The sequence below is a fragment of the Sunxiuqinia sp. A32 genome (assembly GCF_052690465.1).
Window position 1 is genome coordinate 136,130 of the sequence record NZ_JBQYLI010000006.1, and the last position, 19,517, is coordinate 155,646.

A 19,517-nucleotide genomic window follows, 5' to 3' on the forward strand; every position below is an offset into this window, starting at 1 on the left:
ATTAGTCGCGATTTGCAGATTCTACTTCTTTTGTTTCCACCATGCGATCATATTCTTCACGAGAACCAACTACCAAGTTTTTGTATTCTTTCAAACCAGTACCTGCAGGAATCAAATGACCACAAATAACATTTTCTTTCAATCCGTCAAGATAATCAACTTTACCCTGGATTGCAGCTTCGTTAAGAACTTTAGTCGTTTCCTGGAATGATGCAGCAGACAACCAACTTCTTGTTTGAAGAGCAGCTCTGGTAATACCTTGCAGGATCTGACTTGAAGTTGCAGGAATTGCATCGCGCGACTCAACCAGTTTTTTATCCTTACGACGTAATACAGAGTTCTCATCACGTAATCTACGAGCTGTCACAATCTGTCCTGCACGTAATTCAGAATCACCTGGTTCAACAACTACTTTCTTGTTATAAATCCAGTCGTTCTCATGAGCAAACTCATTCTTGTCAACAATTTGTTTTTCCAAAAAACGAGTATCACCCGGATCAAGAATCTCAACTTTACGCATCATCTGACGAATAATTACTTCGTAGTGCTTATCGTTGATTTTCACACCCTGCATACGGTATACATCCTGAACTTCATTCAAAATATATTCCTGAACAGCAGTTGGTCCTTTAATAGCTAAGATATCCGAAGGAGTAGTTGCACCATCTGATAATGGTGTACCTGCTTTGATGTAGTCATTCTCCTGAACCAAGATTTGTTTAGAAAGTGGCACAAGATATTTTTTAACATCTCCATTTTTAGCGGTAACAATGGTTTCGCGGTTACCACGTTTGATTTTTCCTAAGGAAATTTCTCCGTCAATCTCAGATACAACAGCTGGGTTCGATGGATTACGAGCTTCAAACAACTCGGTTACACGTGGAAGACCACCGGTGATATCACCAGCTTTACCAGATGCTCGAGGAATTTTAACAAGTACTTGACCAGCTTTAACATTATCACCTTCATCAACCGAAATGTGACCACCTACTGGCAAGTTATATGCACGAATCACTTCGCCTTTTCCATCTAAGATTCTTAATGATGGGTTTTTGGTCTTATCTCTGGTTTCGATAATTACTTTCTCTTTATAACCAGTTTGTTCATCTGATTCTTCACGGAAAGTAATACCATCAATTAAGTGTTCAAACGATATTTTACCATCATATTCTGAAATAATAACACCATTATATGGGTCCCATTCACAAATCTTCTGACCTTTAGTTACATCTTGTCCATTTTCAATGTACAATTTCGAACCATAAGGAATACTATGATTTGATAAAGGAATACGAGTATTTTTATCAAAAATTCGAAGTTCAGCCAAACGACCAACTACAATTGCTACTTTAGCGCCTGTTTCATCAACAGAATCTACAGTTCGCAATTCTTCAATTTCTGCAATACCATCATATTTAGACTCAACAGTTGATTGTGAAGAAATGTTACCAGCGATACCTCCTACGTGGAAAGTACGCAATGTAAGCTGTGTTCCTGGTTCCCCAATCGACTGAGCAGCGATAACACCTACAGATTCACCTCGCTGAGCAAGATCTCCTGTTGCCAGGTTACGTCCGTAACATTTGCTACATACGCCATTCTTAGCTTCACAAGTCAATACTGAACGAATCTCAACACTCTCAATTGGAGAATCTTCGATTTTACGACCAATCTCTTCAGTAATAGTATCTCCTGATCTAATGATAAGTTCACCTGTTAAAGGATGGAACACATCATGCACAGTAGATCTACCTAAAATTCTATCATACAAAGAAGCTACAACTTCTTCGTTATTTTTTACAGCAGAAGCAATCAAACCACGCAATGTTCCGCAATCTTCATCAGCAACAATTACGTCTTGAGCAACATCAACCAAACGACGAGTAAGGTATCCAGCATCCGCAGTTTTAAGTGCGGTATCCGCCAAACCTTTACGAGCACCGTGGGTTGAGATAAAGTACTCAAGTACTGAAAGTCCCTCTTTGAAGTTTGCCAAAATCGGGTTTTCAATAATTTGCGCACCGGTAGAACCAGATTTTTGTGGTTTTGCCATCAATCCCCTCATACCACATAACTGACGAATCTGTTCTTTTGAACCCCTCGCACCAGAGTCAAGCATCATATAAACAGAGTTGAACCCTTGCTTATCGGTACTCAACGTCTTCATTACCGAATTGGTAAGTTTCGCGTTGGCATGTGTCCAAATATCAATAACCTGGTTGTAACGTTCGTTGTTTGTAATGAAACCCATGTTATAGTTTGCCATCACTTCTTCAACTTCCGCATAACCTTCGTCAACGATTTCCTTTTTATCTAAAGGAATGATAACATCTCCAAGGTTAAACGACAAACCACCACGATATGCCATCTTGTAACCAAGATTCTTCATGTCATCAAGGAAACGAACTGTCGTAGCATTTCCAGCTTTCTTAAAGATTTCGGAAATAATTGTACGCAATGACTTCTTTGTAAGAAGCTCGTTAATGTACCCTGCTTTTCGAGGTACTACCTGATTAAAGATAACACGACCTACGGTTGTTTCAACAATGTGCTTGAAGTACTCACCATTGTCATCAACATCTTCAACTTTCACTTTGATGATTGAATGCATTTCCAATCTACCTTCATTGTAAGCAATAATTACTTCTTCAGGAGAATAGAATGTCATTCCTTCGCCACGAGCGCCTTCACGGTGTTTGGTCATATAATACAGACCCAAAACCATATCCTGAGAAGGTACTGTAATAGGAGCACCGTTAGCAGGGTTCAGCAAGTTGTGAGAAGCTAACATTAGCAATTGAGCTTCCAAAATTGCAGCATTACCAAGAGGTACGTGAACTGCCATCTGGTCACCATCGAAGTCGGCGTTGAAACCAGTACAAACTAATGGGTGTAACTGAATTGCTTTACCTTCAATTAAGACTGGCTGGAATGCCTGGATTGACAAACGGTGAAGTGTAGGAGCCCTGTTCAACATCACAGGATGCCCTTTCAATACGTTTTCCAAGATATCCCAAACCACAGGATCTTTACGGTCAACAATCTTTTTCGCAGATTTTACTGTTTTTACAATACCACGCTCAATCAATTTACGAATGATAAATGGCTTGTAAAGTTCAGCTGCCATATCTTTTGGCAAACCACACTCGTGTAGTCTCAAAGTAGGTCCAACAACAATAACCGAACGTGCAGAATAGTCAACACGCTTACCTAACAAGTTTTGACGGAAACGACCTTGTTTACCTTTCAAACTGTCAGAAAGCGATTTCAGTGCGCGGTTATTTTCAGTTTTCACGGCATTTGATTTCCGTGAATTATCAAATAATGAATCAACCGCTTCCTGCAACATCCTTTTTTCATTACGAAGGATTACTTCAGGAGCTTTGATTTCAATCAATCTTTTCAGACGGTTGTTACGGATAATTACTCTTCTGTACAAGTCATTCAAGTCAGAAGTAGCAAAACGTCCACCATCCAATGGCACCAACGGACGCAAATCCGGTGGAATAACAGGCACAACTTTTACAATCATCCATTCCGGACGGTTGATGTTTTTGCTGGCACGGAATGCTTCCACAACCTGTAGCCTTTTCAAGGCTTCATTTTTACGTTGCTGAGAAGTTTCAGTGTTAGCCTTATGCCTTAATGTATAAGATAGATCATCCAATTCCAGACGTTCCAGCAATGCATAAAGAGCTTCTGCCCCCATTTTTGCAATGAACTTATTTGGATCATCATCATCTAAATATTGATTTTCTTTTGGAAGCGTATCCAGGATATCTAAATATTCTTCTTCTGTTAGAAAATCATTGACTTTAATTCCATCTTGAGCTTTAATACCTGGCTGAATAACCACGTAACGCTCGTAATAAATTATAGTATCTAATTTTTTGGTTGGCAAACCAAGTAGGTAACCAATTTTATTTGGCAATGACTTGAAATACCAAATGTGGGCAACTGGTACAACCAGAGAGATGTGTCCCATACGCTCACGACGTACTTTTTTCTCTGTAACTTCTACCCCACAACGGTCGCAAACAATTCCTTTGTAGCGAATACGCTTGTATTTACCACAATGACACTCATAGTCTTTCACCGGACCAAAAATACGCTCGCAAAACAAACCATCTCTTTCTGGTTTGTAAGTACGATAGTTAATAGTCTCAGGCTTTAAAACTTCACCATGGGAACGTTCTAAAATTTCTTCTGGTGAAGCCAGGCTAATGGCTATTTTGGAAAAATTGCTTTTTACTTTATTATCTTTTCTGAATGCCATATATCGATGTATATTAAACTGATTAAAAAGAGGAACAGAGTTCCTAAGTCATTAGTCCAAATTAACGCTTAATCCAAGTCCGCGTAACTCGTGGAGCAATACATTGAGCGATTCTGGAATTCCAGCCGGCGGCATTGGTTCACCTTTCACAATTGATTCATATGCTTTTGCACGTCCAAGAACGTCATCTGACTTCACAGTCAGGATTTCCTGAAGAATGTGCGATGCACCAAATGCTTCAAGTGCCCAAACTTCCATTTCCCCGAAACGCTGACCACCAAATTGTGCTTTACCACCCAATGGCTGCTGCGTAATCAGTGAGTATGGTCCAATAGAACGGGCATGCATTTTATCTTCAACCATGTGTCCCAGTTTTAGCATATAGATAATACCAACTGTTGCTGGTTGATCAAATGGCTCACCAGTTTCACCATCATGAAGTTGTGCTTTACCAAATGCGGGTATACCAGCTTTTGTTGTATACTCAGTTACTTCTTCCAGGCTTGCACCATCGAAAATTGGAGTTGCAAATTTCAACCCTAATTCTTTACCGGCCCAACCAAGTACAGTTTCGTAAATCTGTCCAAGGTTCATCCTTGAAGGTACACCTAATGGATTCAATACAATGTCTACCGGTGTTCCATCCGCCAAGAAAGGCATATCTTCATCACGTACAATACGTGAAACAATACCTTTATTACCGTGACGACCTGCCATTTTATCACCAATCTGTAGTTTACGTTTTTTAGCTACATAAACCTTTGCTAATTGGATAATACCAGCAGGAAGCTCGTCACCAATGGTTACATTATAACGTTTACGACGAGCAACAGCTTCGTGTTCTTTATATTTTGTGATATAATTAACAACCAATCTGAAGATCATATCGTTCTTCTCTTTGTCAGTTGTCCACTTAGTTGGATTAACTGTCAAATAATCGATTTCTTGTAATTGCTTAAGGGTGAACTTAACTCCTTTTGCAATAATATCACCTCCGTAATAATCTTTAACACCTTGACTTGTTTTTCCGTTCACCAGTGTAAAGAGTTTATCTTCAAGTTTAGCTCTCAAACCACTAGCTGTCCTGTCAAATTCTTCATCAATTTGATCAAGCAATGGTTTGGTTGCCATTTTACCTTTTTTGTCTTTTACAACTCTTGAGAACAATTTTTTATCGATAACAACACCTTTTAATGATGGAGAAGCTTTCAATGAAGCATCTTTAACATCACCGGCTTTATCACCAAAAATTGCACGCAATAGTTTTTCTTCAGGAGATGGATCCGATTCACCTTTTGGAGTAATTTTTCCAATCAAAATATCTCCAGGCTTAACATCAGCTCCAACTCGAATCAAACCATTCTCATCCAGGTTGCGGGTTGCCTCTTCACTAACGTTAGGAATATCCGAAGTAAATTCTTCAACACCACGTTTCGTATCGCGAACTTCAAGCGAGTATTCATCAACGTGAATCGATGTAAATACATCTTCACGAACAACACGCTCTGAAATCACAATCGCATCCTCATAGTTGTACCCCTGCCAAGGCATGAATGCAACCTTTAGGTTGCGACCAAGAGCAAGTTCTCCACCTTCAGTAGCATATCCTTCAGTAAGAACCTGGCCTTTTTGAACACGCTGACCTTTTTCAACAATAGGCTTAAGATCAACGACAGTACCTTGGTTCGTCTTTAAGAATTTCGGCAATTTATAAGTGACAACTTCTGGGTTGAAACTAACAAATTTCTCATCATCAGTCATATCATAACGAACGATGACTTCATTTGCGTCAACATATTCAATCACACCATCACTGGAAGCTGAAACCAATACACGTGAGTCACGAGCAGCATTTCCTTCCAAACCAGTTCCTACAATAGGAGCCTCTGGGCGTAGAAGTGGTACCGCCTGACGCATCATGTTAGATCCCATCAATGCACGGTTTGCATCATCATGTTCCAAGAAAGTAATCAGCGAAGCCGCAACAGAAGCAATCTGGTTAGGACCAACGTCCATCAACTCAACTTCATCTTTTTCAACAACAGGGTAGTCACCCTCCAAACGCGATTTTACTTTTTGATTAACAAAGTTACCTTCATCATCAATAGGAGCATTTGCCTGAGCAATAACTTTTCCTTCTTCTTCCTCTGCAGTTAAATAAACTACACCATCTTCAGATAGGTCTACAACACCATCTTTAACCTTACGGTAAGGAGTCGAAATAAAACCAAGATCAGTAACTTTTGCGAAAACACACAATGAAGAAATCAAACCAATGTTTGGACCTTCAGGTGTTTCAATCGGACACAAACGGCCATAGTGCGTAAAGTGAACGTCACGTACCTCAAATCCAGCACGTTCACGAGAAAGACCACCTGGTCCCAATGCAGACATACGGCGTTTGTGAGTCATCTCTGCCAATGGATTCGTTTGATCCATGAACTGAGAAAGTGCGTTGGTTCCGAAGAATGAATTGATTACGGATGATAAAGTTTTCGAATTGATCAAATCAATAGGAGTAAAAACTTCATTATCACGAACGTTCATTCGTTCACGAATGGTACGAGCCATACGGGCCAAACCAACACCAAATTGGTTAAACATCTGTTCGCCAACTGTACGAACACGACGGTTGCTCAAGTGGTCAATATCATCAACATCTGTTTTTGCGTTAACCAGCTTGATCAAGTATTTAATAATCTCTATAATATCTTCCTTAGTCAGAACTTGCGTATCCATATCGATATTCAGACCTAACTTTTTGTTGATACGATAACGTCCAACTTCTCCTAAATCATAACGTTTTTCAGAGAAGAATAATTTATCGATTACATCACGGGCAGTCGCCTCATCTGGCGGTTCAGCATTACGCAATTGACGATAGATGTGTAGTACCGCTTCCTTCTCCGAGTTACACGGGTCTTTTTGAAGCGTATTATATATAATGGCAAAATCTTGCAGATTTTGATCTTCTTTATGTAACAGAATTGTTTTTGTTCCAGAATCAACGATTTCTTCAATGTGATCATTTTCAATCACAGTTTCGCGATCAATCACAACTTCGTTACGCTCAATTGAAACAACTTCCCCGGTATCTTCATCAACAAAATCCTCTACCCAAGTTTTCAAAACACGGGCAGCTAATTTTCTTCCTACAACTTTCTTTAAACCGGTTTTTGAAACCTTCACTTCATCAGCCAATCCGAAGATTTCTAAAATTTCTTTATCACTTTCGTACCCGATGGCCCGTAACAAAGTAGTTACAGGTAATTTCTTTTTACGGTCGATATATGCAAACATAACAGAGTTAATGTCAGTTGCAAATTCGATCCATGATCCTTTAAAAGGAATGATACGTGCCGAATAGAGTTTTGTACCGTTTGCGTGTAGACTTTGTCCGAAGAATACACCAGGTGAACGGTGAAGCTGAGAAACTACCACTCGCTCTGCACCATTGATTACATATGTTCCACGCTCAGTCATGTATGGTACAGTACCCAGATATACATCTTGAATAACAGTATCAAAATCCTCATGCTCAGGATCGGTACAATACAATTTCAATTTAGCTTTCAGTGGAACGCTATAAGTTAAACCTCGCTCAATACATTCATCGATCGAATACCTTGGTGGATCCACTTGGTAATCAATAAATTCTAAAACGAAGTTATTCCGGGTATCCGTGATCGGGAAGTTTTCTTCAAATACTTTAAATAACCCTTCACTTTTTCTATTCTCGGGAGTAGTCTCAAGCTGAAAGAAATCGATGAAAGATTTAATTTGAACTTCGAGGAAATCGGGATAATCAAATTTTGTCTTGGTAGTAGAGAAACTAATTCTCTGGCTTTCAATATTTAATGACATGTATCAACAAAATTAAGTGAACTTAAAATATAAAAATACAAAAAGGCTTAGAATCCCACAACTGTGAGATTCTAAACCACATAGACCTTTTTATAGGGTCGTAAGTCTCTTATTTAAGTTCAACTTCAGCTCCAGCTTCTTCTAACTGAGATTTTAATGCTTCTGCTTCGTCTTTAGAAACCTTTTCCTTAATAGCTTTAGGTGCTCCGTCAACAACTTCTTTTGCTTCTTTAAGACCTAAACCAGTCAACTCTTTAACCAACTTAACAACAGCCAATTTAGAACTTCCAGCGGCTTTCAAAATTACATCGAATTCTGATTGTTCAGCAGCAGCTTCTTCGCCACCACCAGCAGCAGGTCCTGCAACAGCAACAGCTGCAGCAGCAGGTTCAATTCCGTATTCTGTTTTTAAAATGTCAGCTAATTCATTAACATCTTTCACAGTCAAGTTTACCAACTCTTCTGCAAGTACTTTTAAATCTGCCATTTTCTTAATTTTTATGCGATAAGATTGTAACTAAAATTATTCTTTTTCTGAAAGTGTCTGAAGGATTCCATGAATCTTGTTTCCTCCTGATTGCAATTGACCAACAACTGTTTTCATTGGTGATTGTAATAATGCAATAAGATCTCCAAGTAATTCGTCCTTAGACTTGATTGAGGTTAATGCATCCAATTGATTTTCGCCAACATAAACTGACTCTTCAACAAAAGCGGCTTTTAATACCGGCTTTTTATGTTTTTTGCTGAATTCCTTGATCAGTTTTGCAGGAACATTTCCTACTTCGGCAAACATCACAGATGTATTTCCTATAAGTGCACTGTAAAGCTCATCTGCATTCTTTTCAGAATTTTCAAGCGCTTTACGTAAGAGTGTATTTTTTACAACAACCAGTTTTACTTCTTTTGTAAAACATAGACGCCTTAAATCACTAGATGCTTCTGCGTTTAAGTCAGCAATGTCCGCCAGGTAAAAATGATTGTACGAGTTGATCTGCTCTGTCAGATTATTGATAATCTCTAATTTTTCGGATCTTTTCATTGTATCACTTTTTTCTAGTCAGCAACTGACTTAGGTTCAACTTGGATTCCAGGACTCATAGTGCTAGAAAGGTAAATACTTTTCACATATGTACCTTTAGCAGCAGCAGGTTTAAGTTTATTGATTGTATTGATAAACTCTTTAGCATTATCTACAATTTTATCAGCAGTAAAGGAAACTTTACCAATTGATGTGTGAACAATACCAAATTTATCAACCTTAAAATCAATTTTACCTTGTTTAACCTCACTAACAGCTTTTCCAACTTCCATTGTCACTGTTCCACTTTTGGGGTTAGGCATTAAGCCTCTTGGTCCTAGAACACGTCCTAGGGGACCAACTTTACCCATCACTGGAGGCATGGTAATAACAACATCAAAGTCTACCCATCCGCCTTTGATCTTTTCGACGTAATCGTCAAGACCAACATAATCAGCACCAGCTTCTTTTGCTTCCGCCTCTTTATCAGGTGTAACCAAAGCTAGTACGCGGACTTCTTTACCAGTTCCGTGGGGTAAAGACACAACGCCTCTAACCATCTGATTGGCTTTTCTTGGATCCACTCCCAAGCGAATATCGATATCCACAGAGGCGTCGAATTTGGTAAAAGTAATTTCTTTAACCAATTCAGAAGCTTCATTAAGCGAATATACTTTCCCCGCTTCGAGTTTCTCAAGAGCAAGCTTTTTATTTTTTGTAATTCTGCCCATTTTAAAAAATTTAATTAATTATCAGTTGGGAAATCACCTGTAACAGTAATACCCATACTTCTGGCAGTACCAGCAACCATTCTCATTGCAGATTCTACCGTGAAACAATTAAGATCAGACATTTTAGATTCAGCAATGCCTTTTACCTGGTCCCAGTCTACAGATCCCACTTTTTTTACGTGAGGTTCGGCAGACCCAGATTTAAGTTTCGCGGCCTCAAGCAACTGCACGGCTACTGGGGGTTGTTTAATTACAAAATCAAACGATTTATCTGCATATACAGTAATAATAACGGGGAGCACTTTACCAGCCTGTTCTTGTGTCCGGCCGTTAAACTGCTTGCAGAACTGCATAATATTAACCCCTTTGGCACCTAATGCTGGTCCAACAGGTGGTGAAGGGTTAGCTGCACCGCCTTTAATTTGTAACTTAATTAATCCAGCAACTTCTTTAGCCATAATTTAAAAATAAATAATTACTACTCCTTCTCGACTTGCATAAAGCTAAGCTCTAAAGGTGTTTTTCGTCCAAATATTTTGACCATCACTTTCAACTTCTTCTTCTCCTCATTGATTTCTTCAATGATTCCGTTGAATCCATTGAATGGACCGTCAGTAACTTTCACAGTTTCTCCAACTACATAAGGAATATTGATTTCAGCATCTGATTCAGCCATTTCATCAACACGTCCTAAAATACGGTTAACTTCAGACTGGCGCATTGGCACTGGATCTCCTCCTTTGGTGTCACCTAAGAAACCTATCACGTTGGGCATATTTTTCAACATGTGAGGAATCTCACCTACAAGAGCAGCTTCAATCAATACATAACCAGGGAAAAAATTTCGCTCTTTGCTAATTTTCTTTCCACTCCGAATTTGATAAACCTTTTCGGTTGGTATTAATACCTGTGAAATATACTCTTGGAGTCCAGCATTGGCAATCTCACTTTCGATATACTCTTTGACTTTCTTCTCTTTACCTCCGATAGCCCTAAGAACATACCATTTTTTTACGTGTTCGCTCATGTCGTTCTCCAAATAGTATTAATAAAATAAACTGTACACAAAGTTCATAATGTTCTCAAAAGAGATATCCATTACGAATACAACAAGTGCTATTATAAAGGAAGCAACCATAACGATAAATGCACTATTTTGCAACTCTTTCCAAGTTGGCCAGGAAACTTTATGAACAAGCTCAGTGTAAGCTTCTTCAAAATATAGTTTAAGTTTCATTCTATGTGTTTTTATTGATAGCCGGATGCCAAGAATCGAACTTGCTTTATATATTACTAAAAAAACTCCCAACTGAGTTCCATCCGTAAAGAATCCCGGGACCGAAAAAAGTCCCGGGACATCTTTAAGTTTTATATATTAGATATTACTCTAAAATCTCGGTTACCTGACCTGCACCAACAGTACGTCCACCTTCGCGAATTGCGAAACGAAGACCAGTATTCAAGGCAACAGGATAGATAAGACCAACAGTGATAGTAACGTTATCACCAGGCATTACCATTTCACGTCCTTCTTCCAAAGTAATCTCACCTGTTACGTCAAGAGTACGTAAGTAGAATTGAGGACGATATTTATTGTGGAATGGAGTGTGACGACCACCTTCTTCTTTCTTCAATACATAAACCTCAGCTTTGAATTTAGTGTGAGGAGTAATTGAACCAGGCTTAGCCAAAATCTGACCACGTTTGATTTCTTTTTTATCAACACCGCGAAGCAACAAACCTACGTTATCACCAGCTTGTCCATCATCAAGAATTTTGCGGAACATTTCAACACCAGTACATACAGTCTTACGACCTTCAGCACCTAAACCGATCAACTGAAGTTCATCACCTGTGTGAACAAGACCAGTTTCAATACGACCAGTAGCAACAGTACCACGACCAGTAATTGAGAATACGTCTTCAACAGGCATCAAGAATGGCTTATCGATATCACGAGGAGGAAGTGGAATCCAAGTATCACAAGCTTCCATCAATTCCATTACCTTTTCTTCCCATTCTGGTTCTCCGTTCAATGCACCAAGAGCAGAACCTTGAATTACAGGAGCATTATCACCGTCGAATTCATAGAAATCAAGCAATTCGCGGATTTCCATTTCAACAAGTTCTAACAATTCTGGGTCTTCAACCATATCAACTTTGTTCATGAAAACAACCAATTTAGGTACGTTTACCTGACGAGCCAAAAGGATGTGTTCACGAGTTTGAGGCATAGGACCATCAGTAGCGGCAACTACAATAATAGCACCGTCCATCTGAGCAGCACCAGTTACCATATTCTTCACATAGTCGGCGTGTCCAGGACAGTCAACGTGTGCGTAGTGACGAGTTGCTGTTTGATACTCAACGTGAGCAGTATTAATTGTAATACCGCGTTCTTTTTCTTCAGGTGCACTGTCAATAGAATCGAATGATTTTACTTCACAGAAACCTTTTTTTGCTAATACTGTAGTAATAGCTGCTGTTAGGGTAGTTTTACCGTGGTCAACGTGGCCAATGGTACCAATGTTAACATGGTCCTTATCCCTATTAAAATGTGCTTTAGCCATAACAATTATTATTTTAATATTTATTCAATCTAATCTGAGCCGAGGACGAGAATTGAACTCGTGACCTCATCCTTACCAAGGATGCGCTCTACCCCTGAGCTACCCCGGCGAACGTTCTTCAAAATTGAGCGGGAGACGGGATTCAAACCCGCGACCCTTAGCTTGGAAGGCTAATGCTCTATCAGCTGAGCTACTCCCGCAACTTTGATCGTTTCCTAAATCACAAGTATCAAATTCCTAATTCAGAATCATATTATTTTGTTATCTAGGTCTTCAACCTGGTGGGGAGAGCAGGATTCGAACCTACGAAGGCGTGCGCCAGCAGATTTACAGTCTGCCCCAGTTGGCCACTTTGGTATCTCCCCATACCGCTTTAATATCTTTAGAACTTTTCTAACGAGCCGAATCCCAGATTCGAACTGGGGACCCCGAGATTACAAATCACGTGCTCTGGCCAACTGAGCTAATTCGGCAAATTCCGCCCCTTCAAATTTTCATGTCAAATCCCCGGCAAACGTTCATTTAAGCTTGTTTTCGGGGACTTACAGCTCATAATCTCCGGCAAACCAGAGACTTGTCCAAAAAGGGTTTGCAAATGTATAAATATTTTTAATTAATTCACAAGAATTGAAGTTTTTTTTGAAATTATTTTTCCTTGAGTTTTTCCTTGAATTTAGTGAGTTGTCGGCGAATTGCATCCACAGATAAATCGATAGCTTCTTCAAAACTGTCAGCTTGTTTTTTTGCAAATAAATAATCTTTAGAAGGAATAGAAAGTTTAATCTCTGCAACCTTATTTTCAGCAGCCTCAGGCTTAAGAACTTTCAAAATCAACTCTGCTGATATAACACCCTCGAAAAAAGTATCCAGCTTGCTAATTTTTTTCGTAGCAAAATCAACTAATTTTTGATCAGCTGTAAAATGAACTGCGTGCACATTAATATCCATAATTTTTCCTCCTCTAATTTAAGCTCTAGGGTGAGCTTGTTTATATACGTTTTGTAATTTCTCCATCGAAGTGTGTGTATACACTTGCGTGGCTGCTAAATTTGCATGTCCCAACAACTCTTTGACGGCATTTAAGTCTGCACCCCTATTTAATAAATGAGTAGCATAACTATGCCTCAAAATATGTGGACTCTTTTTTTCTAATGTTGTTACCAAGCTCAGGTTTTTGTGAACAACCCGATAAACTAATTTCTCGTATGCTTTTTTCCCCTTGCTGGTTAAAAAGAAGAACACCTCTCCGTTTTCGACCTGCTGGTCTCGAACCTGAATGTACTCCTCAATCAACTGATTCAAACTTCGTGGGTAAGGAACGATTCTTTCCTTATTATTTTTACCCAGTACTTTTACAAGAAATTCGCTCTTTTGGAAATCACTATCTCTTAAATTAATCAATTCTGAAAGACGAATACCAGTCCCATAAAACAAACTTAAAATCATCTTATCCCTTAATCCTTCAAAATCATTTCCAAAATTTCCATTATCAAGCAAAATATGCAAATGATTCTCGTCAACAAACGAAGGAAGTTTTTTCGGGATCTTTGGTGTCGAAATTGCAGCAACAGGACTTACCTCTAAATACTCTTGTCGCATTAAGAATTTAAAAAACGATTTTAGAGCTGTAATTTTCCGGGTGACTGTCTTCGCTGTAACGCCATGGCTCATCATCTCGACAATCCAACTCCTGACCATTTTCGGATCAACCTTTAAGACGTCAAAATCCCCGACCGTTTTGAATAAAAACTCTTCAAATTGATCGAGGTCTTTCTTATAGGCGGTCACCGTGTGTGCTGAACACCTTTTCTCGAATTTCAAATATTTAAGAAACGATTCCTGATAGGGCATCGATATATCGTTAATAGCATACAGGAATCAGACTAATCTTACTAGTCTTCCTCGCGTTGCAGTTGTTGAATATAGATTGCTTTCTTAATCTCAACTCTTCTTGAAATAGAAGGTTTCGTATAAGCTTGTCTCTCACGTAATTCTTTAATTACGCCTGTCTTCTCGAACTTTCTTTTGAATCTCTTCAGGGCTCTTTCGATATTTTCGCCTTCTTTAACTGGAATAACGATCATTCTGTTTTATTTAAAACTGTTAATTTTTTGAGCCGCAAATTTATGAATTCTATGGTATTAATCAAATTTATTACAAAAATTTTAAAATTAAAAGATAGATGCATATTGAACCCGTTTATATTTCATAACAAACACAGTTAATTTTTGGTTTTAAGATAGGGGAAAATCTTAATATAAATTGAATCGCAAAGCAAATTTTCATCACGCAACTCATTTATATCATTTATAAACCCAACCTTACTTTTAAAGTCAACTAGAGCTTGGGCTTCTTCCCACCCCAAATAGGGATGACCAGCCAATTCTCTTTTACTGGCGAAATTGACATTAATTTTCTGAATTTTAGTTGAATCAACTTCGATAAGTGGCAGTATTTCAGAAAGTGTTTCATCTGGCAAACCATAGACTTCACAAAGTTGACCTACCTGATAATAACCACCAAGTAAATTTTTGTATTTAACAATCCTTTTCGACAACACATCTCCAATTCCACGCAACGTTTTAAAATCGGCTTCAGTTGCCCCATTAATTTCAAGTTTTTTCTTAGGTTGGGCAACACTCTCTTTTTTGAAAGATGTGTGCTTATTATCCGCGGATTGACTTGATTGATTAGTTTGGCGCTTATTTATGCGAACATACTGACCAATTGCCGAATATACAGAATCAGTCATCCCATATATTTTTTGAATGTCTTCACGCCTATAAAACTCACCTCCACTTTTTCGATACTTTAGTAAGTTCCATTTCACTTGCGGTGGCAAGTTTAAGCTATCTAACTGAAGAGAATCAATTTCATTTGGATCAAACGAAAACAACGTTTTTCTTTTTTCATTATCCTGTTCTACTAGTTGCTTTTCGGACTCAAATTTGGCAATCTGGTTTTGAAAGGCTAATAAGTCTGCTTCCCGGGGCTTCTCAAAACAATAAATTAATTGATTTGCAGCACCTGTTAGCACAATTAAAATGATTAATGCAATTAAGCCAATTCTTTCATTTCTTGTAAAAGTAAAATACTCGCGAATGATATTACGAAAGTTCATTTCAGGGTGGTTTTTCCTGAAAATTACAACAAATAATTATGATATAAAAATGGATACAGTTCTTAGATCTTCAGCAAACCTATACCACTAAGGAAAACTATTGCAATTGCTATTGGCGCGACAATCTTTACCAAAAACATGAAAGTTGAAAGAAACAACTCGGAAATACTTCCCCCTTTTTCTATTTCTGCACGAACTTTTTTCCTGCCAAATTTCCAGCCGATAAATAACGAAATAAATAAACCTCCAAGAGGAAGAAGCAAGTTTGCTGAAATCCAATCCATCAGGTCAAAGAAGTTCAAATCAAAAAAGAGGTAATCTTTAAATATCCCCATAGACAGTGAGCATATTATTCCAAGAAGCGCAATTAGAATAGTTGCAAATACTGTAGCTACTTTCCTTTTCATTTTCAGCTCCTCATGAAAATATGCAACGACCACTTCTAAAATTGAGATAGAAGAAGTTAAAGCAGCCACCGTTAAGAGTAAAAAGAATAAAATTGAAAAGATATACCCTCCAGGCATTTGTTGAAATACATTTGGCAAAGTAATAAAAACCAAGCCGGGACCGCTACTTGGTTCAATACCAAAAGCAAAGACAGCCGGGAATATTGCCACACCAGCTAAAATGGCTATCATGGTATCGGCAGTAGTAACTTGCACCGCAGTTCTTAGCAGGTTATTCTTATTGTCAATATAGGACCCATAAGTTATAAGTGTCCCCATGCCAAGACTCAATGAAAAGAATGCATGCCCCAACGCGCTTAAAACACCTTCTCCCGTCAACTTTGAGAAGTCCGGATGAAAGAGAAATTTTAAGCCTTCTTTTGCCCCGGGAAGAGTTATAGCGCGAATATCAAGGACAATAATTATTACTACCAGAATTGGCATTAATATTTTGACATTTTTTTCAATCCCATCTTTAATACCAACAATTACGATAGCACCTGTTAATACCATAAATATTAATTGAAAAAATACGGGCTTTAATGGTGATTCGATAAAAGTACCAAACATAGACCCTAATTGATCCGGACTTTTATCGGAAAACCCATCCATTGCCGCAGAAAACATATACTCAATACTCCATCCGGCAACGACACCATAAAATGCCAAGATCATAAAAGCTGCACCTACTCCTAAAATGCCAACAAATTGCCAAAGAGATTTTGGCGCCAACTTTTTAAATGCACCAAACGCATTCTTCCTTGATTTCCGTCCAATAATAAACTCTGACAACATCACTGGAAGCCCAATAGCCAGTATAAATCCCAAGTAAACAAACAAAAAAGCAGCACCTCCATAAACTCCAGTTATATAAGGGAATTTCCAAATATTTCCTAATCCCACAGCCGATCCGGCAGCTGCTGCAATCACACCAAACGTACTTGAAAACTCTGCCCTTTTATTTTTCATTTGCCTAAAATAATTTTTGTAATCAGATACTTAAGAATATTGAGTAGGTAAAAAAACGAATTATTTGTCTTAATAGAAAAAAAAAGACCCCTCAAACTGAAGGGTCTTCATTATTGCATAATATTAAAATTAATTTTTGCCAATACAATTTAGGTCTTCAAAAGCAGATTTAAGTCGGGCAATCATCGACTCCTCACCTTTTCTCACCCACACCCGTGGATCGTAATACTTTTTGTTCGGCTTATCATCACCTCCTGGGTTACCAATTTGTCCTTGCAAATAATCATGATTTTCGGCTTCAAATTTGCGAACACCATCCCAATAAGCCCATTGAGTATCTGTGTCAATGTTCATTTTAATCACACCGTAGGAAATTCCTTCACGAATTTCGTCAACTGTTGAACCTGATCCTCCATGAAAAACAAAATCCACTGGTTTTGAATCTTCCGTTTTATACTTTTCAGCAATATACTTTTGAGAGTCATCTAAAATTTTAGGAGTCAACTTCACATTACCTGGCTTATAAACACCATGTACATTACCAAATGAAGCCGCAATTGTAAAGTTAGGACTTACTTTGCTCAATTCTTCGTAAGCAAAAGCTACTTCCTCTGGCTGAGTATATAACAATGAGTTGTCAACATCAGTGTTGTCAACACCATCTTCTTCGCCACCAGTTACACCTAATTCAATTTCCAGTGTCATTCCAATTTTACTCATTCGAGCCAAATATTCCTTGCATATAGCAATATTTTCTTCAATTGGTTCTTCAGACAAATCCAACATATGCGAAGAAAACAGTGGTTTTCCGGTTTCAGCATAGTGCTTTTCACCTGCATCCAATAAACCATCTATCCAGGGCAATAATTTTTTTGCAGCATGATCTGTATGAACAATCACACGCACCCCATACAACTCAGCCATCTCATGTATATATTTTGCTCCGGCAACAGCTCCGGCAATCTGAGCATTTTGTCCATCCAATTTTAGTCCCTTACCCGCATAAAACTGAGCACCACCATTTGAAAATTGAATAATGACGGGAGAGTCAACCAATTTTGCAGCTTCCATAACAGCATTTACAGAACTGGAATTTACAACATTCACTGCTGGCAATGCGAACTGGCCTTCTTTGGCAATGCTAAATAGCAGCTGTGTATCAGAGCCAGTAACAACTCCAACTTTAATTTGATCTGAAATTTTTCCCATTTTTATTTTAAGTTTTAATGATCAACTACACCCAAAACTTGCAAAGTGGAAAAATGTTCATGACAATGTGTTAAGGTTTTTTTAAAATAAAAAACTCACCATGAACTTTCGTCCGCTAAGTGCTTAATTATTCCTAATATTGTCGCGGTTTTGAAAAAAACCTTCACTTTACTTTTCGGGTAAGTGTAAATATATAAAAAACCAATTTTTAAACGCATTTTTATCAACTAATTTTTAATGATATGGCTGTTAGTTACAAAGACTTAGGGCTCGTAAACACAAAAGAGCTTTTCCAAAAAGCTGTTGACGGTGGGTATGCTATTCCTGCTTACAACTTCAATAACATGGAACAAATGCAAGCAATTCTTCAAGCTTGTGTTGAAACAAATTCTCCAGTAATCCTGCAAGTTTCTTCAGGTGCACGTAAATATGCAAATGCAACTTTGCTTAAAAATATGGCAAAAGGTGCAGTAGAGTATGTAAAAGAATTGGGTTCAAACATTCCTGTTGTTCTTCACTTAGATCATGGTGATACTTTCGAATTGTGTAAAGATTGTATCGACAGCGGATTCTCTTCTGTAATGATTGATGGATCTCATCACTCTTACGAAGAAAACGTTGAATTAACCAAAAAAGTTGTTGAATACGCTCACGCAAATGGTGTAACTGTTGAAGGTGAACTAGGTGTTTTAGCTGGTGTTGAAGATGACGTTGTTGCAGAAGAATCAACTTATACAAAACCTGAAGAAGTTGAAGATTTTGTAAAACGCACTGGTGTTGATTCATTGGCAATTTCTATCGGTACTTCTCATGGAGCTCACAAATTTACTCCTGAGCAGTGTACTAAAAACGAAGATGGAGTATTGGTTCCACCACCATTGAAATTCGAGATTTTGGAAGAAATTGAAAAACGCATTCCTGGTTTCCCAATCGTACTTCACGGTTCTTCTTCAGTTCCTATGGAATATGTGAATGAAATCAATGAAAACGGTGGTTCATTAGCTGCTGCTGTTGGTATTCCTGAAGAGCAATTGAGAAAAGCTGCAAAATCTGCTGTTTGTAAAATCAACATCGATTCAGATGGTCGCTTGGCAATGACTGCTGCTGTTCGCAAAGTATTTACTCAAAATCCAAGTGAATTTGACCCACGTAAATATTTAGGACCGGCTCGTGAAGAACTGAAAAAATTATACATGCATAAAAACATCAACGTTCTAGGTTCTGCGAACCAAGCTAGTGTTGAAAAAGAATTAGCATAGTATTTTTTTGAAATATATACTGAAGGATGGCTTTTTAGTCATCCTTTTTTT

The 19,517-nt window shown here is 38.2% G+C and carries 16 protein-coding genes and 4 tRNA genes; 1 reads left to right on the plus strand and 19 read right to left on the minus strand.

Features of this window, described 5'->3' with window-relative positions:
* Position 1 precedes the first annotated feature (1 nt).
* From rpoC to fbaA, 19 genes are all read right to left on the minus strand, one after another.
* On the minus strand, positions 2-4,276 hold the full coding sequence (gene rpoC, locus ACUNWD_RS08115) for a DNA-directed RNA polymerase subunit beta' (RefSeq protein WP_445587294.1): 4,275 nt from the start codon (positions 4,274-4,276) through the stop codon (positions 2-4).
* A gap of 51 nt (positions 4,277-4,327) precedes the next feature.
* Positions 4,328-8,140, minus strand: coding sequence for a DNA-directed RNA polymerase subunit beta (rpoB, locus tag ACUNWD_RS08120; RefSeq protein WP_445587295.1), 3,813 nt, complete (start codon positions 8,138-8,140; stop codon positions 4,328-4,330).
* Positions 8,141-8,249: 109 nt separating this feature from the next.
* Entirely contained in the window at positions 8,250-8,627 is a 378-nt protein-coding gene (rplL, locus tag ACUNWD_RS08125) for a 50S ribosomal protein L7/L12 (protein ID WP_445587296.1), read from the minus strand.
* A 36-nt stretch (positions 8,628-8,663) separates the two neighbouring features.
* Positions 8,664-9,182: a 50S ribosomal protein L10 gene (gene rplJ, locus ACUNWD_RS08130; protein WP_445587297.1), complete on the minus strand. Its 519-nt coding sequence runs from the start codon at positions 9,180-9,182 to the stop codon at positions 8,664-8,666.
* A 14-nt stretch (positions 9,183-9,196) separates the two neighbouring features.
* The gene (rplA, locus tag ACUNWD_RS08135; protein WP_445587298.1) at positions 9,197-9,892 is read right to left on the minus strand and encodes a 50S ribosomal protein L1; all 696 of its coding nucleotides are present in this window, start codon (positions 9,890-9,892) and stop codon (positions 9,197-9,199) included.
* A gap of 14 nt (positions 9,893-9,906) precedes the next feature.
* The gene (rplK, locus tag ACUNWD_RS08140; RefSeq protein ID WP_445587299.1) at positions 9,907-10,350 is read right to left on the minus strand and encodes a 50S ribosomal protein L11; all 444 of its coding nucleotides are present in this window, start codon (positions 10,348-10,350) and stop codon (positions 9,907-9,909) included.
* Between the two features lie 20 nt (positions 10,351-10,370).
* Entirely contained in the window at positions 10,371-10,919 is a 549-nt protein-coding gene (nusG, locus tag ACUNWD_RS08145; RefSeq protein WP_445587300.1) for a transcription termination/antitermination protein NusG, read from the minus strand.
* Positions 10,920-10,937: 18 nt separating this feature from the next.
* On the minus strand, positions 10,938-11,129 hold the full coding sequence (gene secE, locus ACUNWD_RS08150; protein ID WP_445587301.1) for a preprotein translocase subunit SecE: 192 nt from the start codon (positions 11,127-11,129) through the stop codon (positions 10,938-10,940).
* 145 nt (positions 11,130-11,274) lie between these two features.
* Positions 11,275-12,462: an elongation factor Tu gene (gene tuf, locus ACUNWD_RS08155; protein ID WP_445587302.1), complete on the minus strand. Its 1,188-nt coding sequence runs from the start codon at positions 12,460-12,462 to the stop codon at positions 11,275-11,277.
* Between the two features lie 37 nt (positions 12,463-12,499).
* Positions 12,500-12,571, minus strand: a tRNA-Thr gene (locus tag ACUNWD_RS08160).
* Between the two features lie 18 nt (positions 12,572-12,589).
* Positions 12,590-12,662 (minus strand) — tRNA-Gly (locus ACUNWD_RS08165).
* 79 nt (positions 12,663-12,741) lie between these two features.
* Positions 12,742-12,827: transfer RNA gene (locus ACUNWD_RS08170), tRNA-Tyr, on the minus strand.
* A 34-nt stretch (positions 12,828-12,861) separates the two neighbouring features.
* A tRNA-Thr gene (locus ACUNWD_RS08175) sits at positions 12,862-12,935 on the minus strand.
* A 172-nt stretch (positions 12,936-13,107) separates the two neighbouring features.
* Entirely contained in the window at positions 13,108-13,410 is a 303-nt protein-coding gene (gene hpf / locus ACUNWD_RS08180) for a ribosome hibernation-promoting factor, HPF/YfiA family (RefSeq protein ID WP_445587303.1), read from the minus strand.
* Positions 13,411-13,428: 18 nt separating this feature from the next.
* The gene (locus ACUNWD_RS08185; RefSeq protein WP_445587304.1) at positions 13,429-14,313 is read right to left on the minus strand and encodes a tyrosine-type recombinase/integrase; all 885 of its coding nucleotides are present in this window, start codon (positions 14,311-14,313) and stop codon (positions 13,429-13,431) included.
* A gap of 41 nt (positions 14,314-14,354) precedes the next feature.
* Positions 14,355-14,546 (minus strand): 30S ribosomal protein S21, encoded by a 192-nt coding sequence (rpsU, locus tag ACUNWD_RS08190; protein WP_445587305.1) that lies wholly within the window; start codon positions 14,544-14,546, stop codon positions 14,355-14,357.
* Between the two features lie 137 nt (positions 14,547-14,683).
* Positions 14,684-15,583 (minus strand): helix-hairpin-helix domain-containing protein, encoded by a 900-nt coding sequence (locus ACUNWD_RS08195; RefSeq protein ID WP_445587306.1) that lies wholly within the window; start codon positions 15,581-15,583, stop codon positions 14,684-14,686.
* A gap of 62 nt (positions 15,584-15,645) precedes the next feature.
* On the minus strand, positions 15,646-16,998 hold the full coding sequence (locus ACUNWD_RS08200) for a sodium-dependent transporter (protein WP_445587307.1): 1,353 nt from the start codon (positions 16,996-16,998) through the stop codon (positions 15,646-15,648).
* A 129-nt stretch (positions 16,999-17,127) separates the two neighbouring features.
* Positions 17,128-18,207: a class II fructose-bisphosphate aldolase gene (gene fbaA, locus ACUNWD_RS08205; RefSeq protein WP_445587308.1), complete on the minus strand. Its 1,080-nt coding sequence runs from the start codon at positions 18,205-18,207 to the stop codon at positions 17,128-17,130.
* A gap of 242 nt (positions 18,208-18,449) precedes the next feature.
* On the opposite strand from fbaA, the gene ACUNWD_RS08210 reads away from it, so the two are divergent.
* Positions 18,450-19,466: a class II fructose-bisphosphate aldolase gene (locus ACUNWD_RS08210; protein WP_445587309.1), complete on the plus strand. Its 1,017-nt coding sequence runs from the start codon at positions 18,450-18,452 to the stop codon at positions 19,464-19,466.
* Positions 19,467-19,517 lie beyond the last annotated feature (51 nt).

What these genes read in the sequence shown, in the direction of transcription:
- rpoC (WP_445587294.1), bottom strand. Translation starts at nt 4,276, where the DNA reads ATGGCATTCAGAAAAGATAATAAAGTAAAAAGCAATTTTTCCAAAATA.
- rpoB (WP_445587295.1), bottom strand. Translation starts at nt 8,140, where the DNA reads ATGTCATTAAATATTGAAAGCCAGAGAATTAGTTTCTCTACTACCAAG.
- rplL (WP_445587296.1), bottom strand. Translation starts at nt 8,627, where the DNA reads ATGGCAGATTTAAAAGTACTTGCAGAAGAGTTGGTAAACTTGACTGTG.
- rplJ (WP_445587297.1), bottom strand. Translation starts at nt 9,182, where the DNA reads ATGAAAAGATCCGAAAAATTAGAGATTATCAATAATCTGACAGAGCAG.
- rplA (WP_445587298.1), bottom strand. Translation starts at nt 9,892, where the DNA reads ATGGGCAGAATTACAAAAAATAAAAAGCTTGCTCTTGAGAAACTCGAA.
- rplK (WP_445587299.1), bottom strand. Translation starts at nt 10,350, where the DNA reads ATGGCTAAAGAAGTTGCTGGATTAATTAAGTTACAAATTAAAGGCGGT.
- nusG (WP_445587300.1), bottom strand. Translation starts at nt 10,919, where the DNA reads ATGAGCGAACACGTAAAAAAATGGTATGTTCTTAGGGCTATCGGAGGT.
- secE (WP_445587301.1), bottom strand. Translation starts at nt 11,129, where the DNA reads ATGAAACTTAAACTATATTTTGAAGAAGCTTACACTGAGCTTGTTCAT.
- tuf (WP_445587302.1), bottom strand. Translation starts at nt 12,462, where the DNA reads ATGGCTAAAGCACATTTTAATAGGGATAAGGACCATGTTAACATTGGT.
- hpf (WP_445587303.1), bottom strand. Translation starts at nt 13,410, where the DNA reads ATGGATATTAATGTGCACGCAGTTCATTTTACAGCTGATCAAAAATTA.
- ACUNWD_RS08185 (WP_445587304.1), bottom strand. Translation starts at nt 14,313, where the DNA reads ATGCCCTATCAGGAATCGTTTCTTAAATATTTGAAATTCGAGAAAAGG.
- rpsU (WP_445587305.1), bottom strand. Translation starts at nt 14,546, where the DNA reads ATGATCGTTATTCCAGTTAAAGAAGGCGAAAATATCGAAAGAGCCCTG.
- ACUNWD_RS08195 (WP_445587306.1), bottom strand. Translation starts at nt 15,583, where the DNA reads ATGAACTTTCGTAATATCATTCGCGAGTATTTTACTTTTACAAGAAAT.
- ACUNWD_RS08200 (WP_445587307.1), bottom strand. Translation starts at nt 16,998, where the DNA reads ATGAAAAATAAAAGGGCAGAGTTTTCAAGTACGTTTGGTGTGATTGCA.
- fbaA (WP_445587308.1), bottom strand. Translation starts at nt 18,207, where the DNA reads ATGGGAAAAATTTCAGATCAAATTAAAGTTGGAGTTGTTACTGGCTCT.
- ACUNWD_RS08210 (WP_445587309.1), top strand. Translation starts at nt 18,450, where the DNA reads ATGGCTGTTAGTTACAAAGACTTAGGGCTCGTAAACACAAAAGAGCTT.